Source organism: Desulfovibrio sp. 1188_IL3213, from assembly GCF_036763145.1.
Classification (GTDB): Bacteria; Desulfobacterota; Desulfovibrionia; order Desulfovibrionales; family Desulfovibrionaceae; genus Desulfovibrio.
In genome coordinates, this window is sequence record NZ_JBAIYR010000178.1 from 1 (window position 1) to 4,606 (window position 4,606).

Sequence of the window (4,606 nt, forward strand, 5' to 3'; positions counted from 1 at the left end):
GGCCTCCGGTCAGGCTGCGGGTGACCGCTCTCCGGGCGGCGGCCTCTAGGCCGCCGCCGGATGGAGTGGCAACAGGGCGACTGCTCACGCAGCTGCCAGAACAGAACAGAGCAGAACAGAGCAGTGCAGCAGACTGCTCTGGCTGATCGCGCAGATAAAGACCATGAGCGTGCTTCAGGCGCGCATGGTGTCAAAAAAATCTTCCGCCTATTCGGGGTTTTCCCCCAGCGCGTTCAGCCACTGCACCATGCGCGCGGTCTGCTCCAGATACCACAGGGAAGCCATGAGCGGCGACAGTGTGCCCCCGTCAGGATCATACATGGTCGCAGAGCCGCTTTTGCGCATGGCGTCCCATGCCGCGAGGGTTTCGCGCAGCGATTTGCTTCTTTCTTCACCAAGCACAGGGGGCAGGGCAATCTGCCGCACGGCGACAATCTTTTCGAGCCGTTCCAGTTCCGCATTGATGCAGTCCTGCATATCGGTGGTCACGCCAGCGGCACTGTCCATACACGTCTGGTAGTCTGGGCTGAAAAGACCGTCGACCGGTGGCGGAGCCTCATCATTCTGATCTTTTTCCTGACCATCCGTCCGGCTTCCCTGGTCATGGCTGCTGCTGCCGGACTGGCTGGACGGGTTTCCGGCCGGAACCGCCTGGCTTTCCGCATGCTTTTCCGCGCCGGAGACGCTGGAAGAAAAAGAAAGCAGAGTCAGAATGGCTATGATGGGCAATATGACGCCGAAAAGATGCAAACGACCTTGCAACATCCTGTACTCCTTACTGGAAAAGACCATATTGCGCGCAGTGTACGCGCAGCCCCAGGGAGGCGCAATAGGTCGAGGCGCGCCTGCGGCGGCATTTTCGTCATCTGGAGCATTTTATTTTTGCGCAAGCGGGTCGCAGCATTTGCCCGATGCCACTGCGCCAGCCATGTTCCCTACCGGTATTCACGCCCGGACCACAGTACGCGGCCGATAACCCTGAACTGGTCGGCAAGGTCGCCGCGCAGGTCCAGACTCACCGGGGGATAGGCGGGATTGACGCTGTGCAGGATTATTTTGCCGGGAACCTTGTCAATGCGCTTTATATAGATGGCGTCTTCAAAACCCACGGCATAAAGGCGGCCAGGGCTGATTTCCGTCTGGCCCCTATCCAGCAGCACAAGGTCATTATCAAATATTTCCGGAACCATGCTGTCGCCGGACACGCGCATGAGGACCATGCGCCGGGGGTTGCCTTTGCGGCGTAAAAAGTCGCCTCTGAAGGCGTAGCTGTCTTCGCTGCGTTCGCTGACCTCCAGGCTGCCCGTACCTGCGGAAAGCCTGGCTTCAGCCAGGGGAACATGTATGAGATCCGCCTTGCAGTCGCCGTGTATGGACGGCAGTTCACCCTCGGCAGCTTCGGGAAGCCGCATGGGGCCGCTGCCGAAAAACAACCAGTGGGCATTCACCCCGGTTGTGGCGGCGCAGGCCTGTATCCAGGCGGGCGGCGCCTCACCGCGCTTGCGCGCACCGCTGATGGATTGTGGGGTAATGCCCAGGGCGCGGGCCAGTTCCGCATCATTGGAAGCGTTCATGGCCTGCATAAGACGGTGCAGGGTTTTCGTAAAGTCTGTTTCTTCCGGCATGGAGTACCTCGTTGGTCGGCATGGCTTCCCCGGTGGGTGTGCCGTGCGGCGGCCCCGGCTCGCTCCGCTGATGCGGGGGCCGGTTTCTGTTTGAAATGCCGTCAGGCTGCCGGAGCGGCAGGCTTGTCGGCGGCAATGCATATGAACAATGTATCAGTTTTGAATGTCGAGGGCAATGTCTTTATAAATTTTTAGTTTATAAATTATTTTTTTAACAATCCTGGATGGATGCCCTTGTCTGCATAAATACGGCATGAGCGTATTTATACGGGGTTGTTAAGTTTTTTATTTCTGTTTGTGCGGGAAGTTATAAATCTGAGTATGAGGTTGGAAGCAAGAACGCCACCGCAGGCCAGGATGGTATCAAGCAGCCGCCAGCTCAGCAGGGGGATGTCGCCGCCTATGTGCAATGTTGCCATGTCGAGCAGCAGCAGCACTATGAGGGTTATGATAAAACTGAAGAGCATATAGTGGCCGCCTTGCGCGTAAGGGACGAAAAGGGCGGCAAGGAGCACGCAGACGGCAAGCGGGACCGGGGTAGAAATATAAAATACGAGGGGGGCGGCAACAATGACGCCTACCACTGTTCCCAGGGCGCGGTCGCGTATGCGGCGCAGTTCGGTGGCTCCGTCGCTGTGCATGACAAAAAGAACGGTCAGCCCCACCCAGGCCGGGTGGCTGAAGTACAGACCGCGTGCGGCCAGGGTACACAACAGCACTGTGGTGGGAACGGCCATGCCGAAAAGCGGATTGTTGACAGCCCCGTGCTTGAACGCCTCAAACTCTTCAAAAGGGCTTGCGCCGCTGCCCTGTCCACTGCCGAAGCGTGTGCCGGCCACGCTGAGCATTGCCCCCAGCGCAAGGCCGGTCATAAAAATAACGGCCGCGCTTATGGAACTGACCATGCCGAAATGGGTCAGCAGGGCTGCGGCTCCCATATTTTTAAAGACAAGGCTGAGATATGCCTGCTCCGGTCGGGGCAGGGCGGCCAGCCAGCTGAACATTACCAAAGGTATCAGTGCGAGGTTGTTATTGCCCTGGGTAAGCACGCCCACTGTGGCTGCCGCACAAACGAGCAGCCCCCCGGCGCCGATGCAGAGGACGCGCGGCAGCGGCCTGTAGCGGGGAGCGATAAAAAGGGCGAACAAGGCCCCCAGGGCGCCCAGTACCAGCACTTCCGGTTCCTTGCAGACCAGGCTGACTGTGATGGGAATGCCCATAGCCAGCATGTAAAGTACGCCCCGGACCACGAGGTCGCGGCGAAGAGTGGGGGTGGTCATGCGGACTCCAATATGGGGGCGGCAGCGTTAACAGTTAAAAGGAATTACTATAAATTAGGTACAGTGCTCTTTGTGTCAGGTCAACCGTCTTTTTTCCTTGCGTAAACCCAAAAGCACGCCTCTCCGTACCCCACAGTGCGGCTTTACGTTGCAATGCCACAGGCCAAAGCAAGTGCGCTGCGCGGCACCCCGGTAAAGCGGTACGCATTGTTGTCAAATAATATCGATATGTTGATAATTTTCTGAATATGCCTGGGGCAAATGTGTCCGTGGTCACGGCAATGAAATATACACTACGTTAAACAGTTGTCTGTTTTAAAATATAAAAACCTATTTAATTTCTTTTTCCGATGTGTCATCTTAAGACATAGGACAGTCGGGCGATTTCAGAAATAGAGAGCAGCTGAAAATGACGGAGGCACACGGTAAAACGGGATGCTGCCAGCCTGCCTGCTGGAAACACAGGCAGAGGAGGAACTGTATATGACCATCAAGGCACGGGTAATACTGGGTTTTTTGCTGACGATAGCCGTCATGGCCGGTGGCACCATACCCTATGTGACAAGTAAGATGCGTAACACGGCCGAAGAGTCGTATCTGACGGCCTCCAGAGAGCAGCTACAGCTTATGGGCAGCTATGTGGAAAGTTTCATCAACGAGGCAGAACGCAACCTCGCTTTTCTGGCGGCGGATGAGTTGCTCGTTGACGGGGGAAACACGTTTCCCAACTATAAAAACACGTCCACTGAAAATACCTACAAACGCTCGGCTCTCGACCCGGAAGCCACCCGCGCCGGTCAGCCCCTTTTCAGGCTGGCCAAGGCAAATCCTTCCTATGTAGAAGTCTACGTGGGATATCCCGACGGCAGCTATGGTTCATCCATGTCCGATGGGCCGGTGCCTGCGGGTTTTGATACTTCCAAGCGCGCCTGGTATGTGAGCCGCATGAATTCTGACAAGGTTGTGGGCCTGTCGGACAGCTATCTTTCCATTTCCGGCGAGTTGGTGGCCCCTGTAACCCACAAAGTGCGTGACCGCAACGGCGCTTTTCGCGGGGTGCTGGGCGTTGATGTTTCCCTTAACGGTCTTTCGGAAAAATTCGAGGCCATGAATTTTGGCCGGACAGGCTATTTTTTACTTGTGGAAAACACGGGGCGCATCATCTGCGACCCCAAGGACAAGGAACTTACCGGCAAAATTATCGGCAAGGATATCAAAAGTCCGGGGCTGGAACAGCTTTTCAAAACCCAATCAGGCGTTGTGCTCACCCACATAAATGACATCGCCGTGCGGGCCAACGTGCTCACAACCAGTTTTGGCTGGAAGATTGCCGTTATTCAGGACGAAAGCGAAATTTTTGCCGAAACCAACGAGGCCATACGCTCAGTCTCCATTATTTATGCTGTCATTGCCCTCGCCATGCTGGCGTTGGCCTGGTTCATCGTGCGTTCCATCAACCGTCCGCTGCGTCTCATTGTGGAAGAGGCAGACAGTATCGCCCAGGGTAACCTTGAGGTACACCTTGATGCGCGCGACTTTTACGGTGAACTGGCGGAACTGCGCCATTCTCTGCTCAATATGGTTCACAACCTGCAAAACATGATTGAAACCGCCAACCAGAAGAGCGCCAAGGCCGAGGAACAGACCCTGCGCGCCCAGGCCGCCACGGAGCAGGCCGAACTTGCCCGTCGGCAGGCCGAG

General features: G+C 56.4%; 4 protein-coding genes. 1 reads left to right on the forward strand and 3 read right to left on the reverse strand.

All coding sequences use genetic code 11. The features are described from left to right. Positions 1-207: 207 nt before the first annotated feature. The 3 genes from V6C16_RS08250 to V6C16_RS08260 all read right to left on the reverse strand — a co-directional run bounded on the left by V6C16_RS08250 (position 208) and on the right by V6C16_RS08260 (position 2,905). Positions 208-765 (reverse strand): lysozyme inhibitor LprI family protein, encoded by a 558-nt coding sequence (locus V6C16_RS08250; RefSeq protein ID WP_333534636.1) that lies wholly within the window; start codon positions 763-765, stop codon positions 208-210. Positions 766-935: 170 nt separating this feature from the next. Beyond that, complete coding sequence (locus V6C16_RS08255) at positions 936-1,625, reverse strand: LexA family transcriptional regulator (RefSeq protein WP_333542996.1); 690 nt, start codon at positions 1,623-1,625, stop codon at positions 936-938. 263 nt (positions 1,626-1,888) lie between these two features. After that, a complete protein-coding gene (locus V6C16_RS08260; protein ID WP_333535293.1) occupies positions 1,889-2,905 on the reverse strand; it encodes an FUSC family protein in 1,017 nt (338 codons plus the stop codon). A gap of 483 nt (positions 2,906-3,388) precedes the next feature. Between V6C16_RS08260 and V6C16_RS08265 the strand changes: the two genes are divergently transcribed. Continuing rightward, the coding region (locus V6C16_RS08265; protein ID WP_333542997.1) for a cache domain-containing sensor histidine kinase at positions 3,389-4,606 on the forward strand (1,218 nt) is incomplete at its 3' end.

Excerpts from the sequence above, each read along its gene's own strand:
- V6C16_RS08260 (WP_333535293.1), bottom strand. The coding sequence starts at position 2,905 with ATGACCACCCCCACTCTTCGCCGCGACCTCGTGGTCCGGGGCGTACTT.
- V6C16_RS08250 (WP_333534636.1), bottom strand. The coding sequence starts at position 765 with ATGTTGCAAGGTCGTTTGCATCTTTTCGGCGTCATATTGCCCATCATA.
- V6C16_RS08255 (WP_333542996.1), bottom strand. The coding sequence starts at position 1,625 with ATGCCGGAAGAAACAGACTTTACGAAAACCCTGCACCGTCTTATGCAG.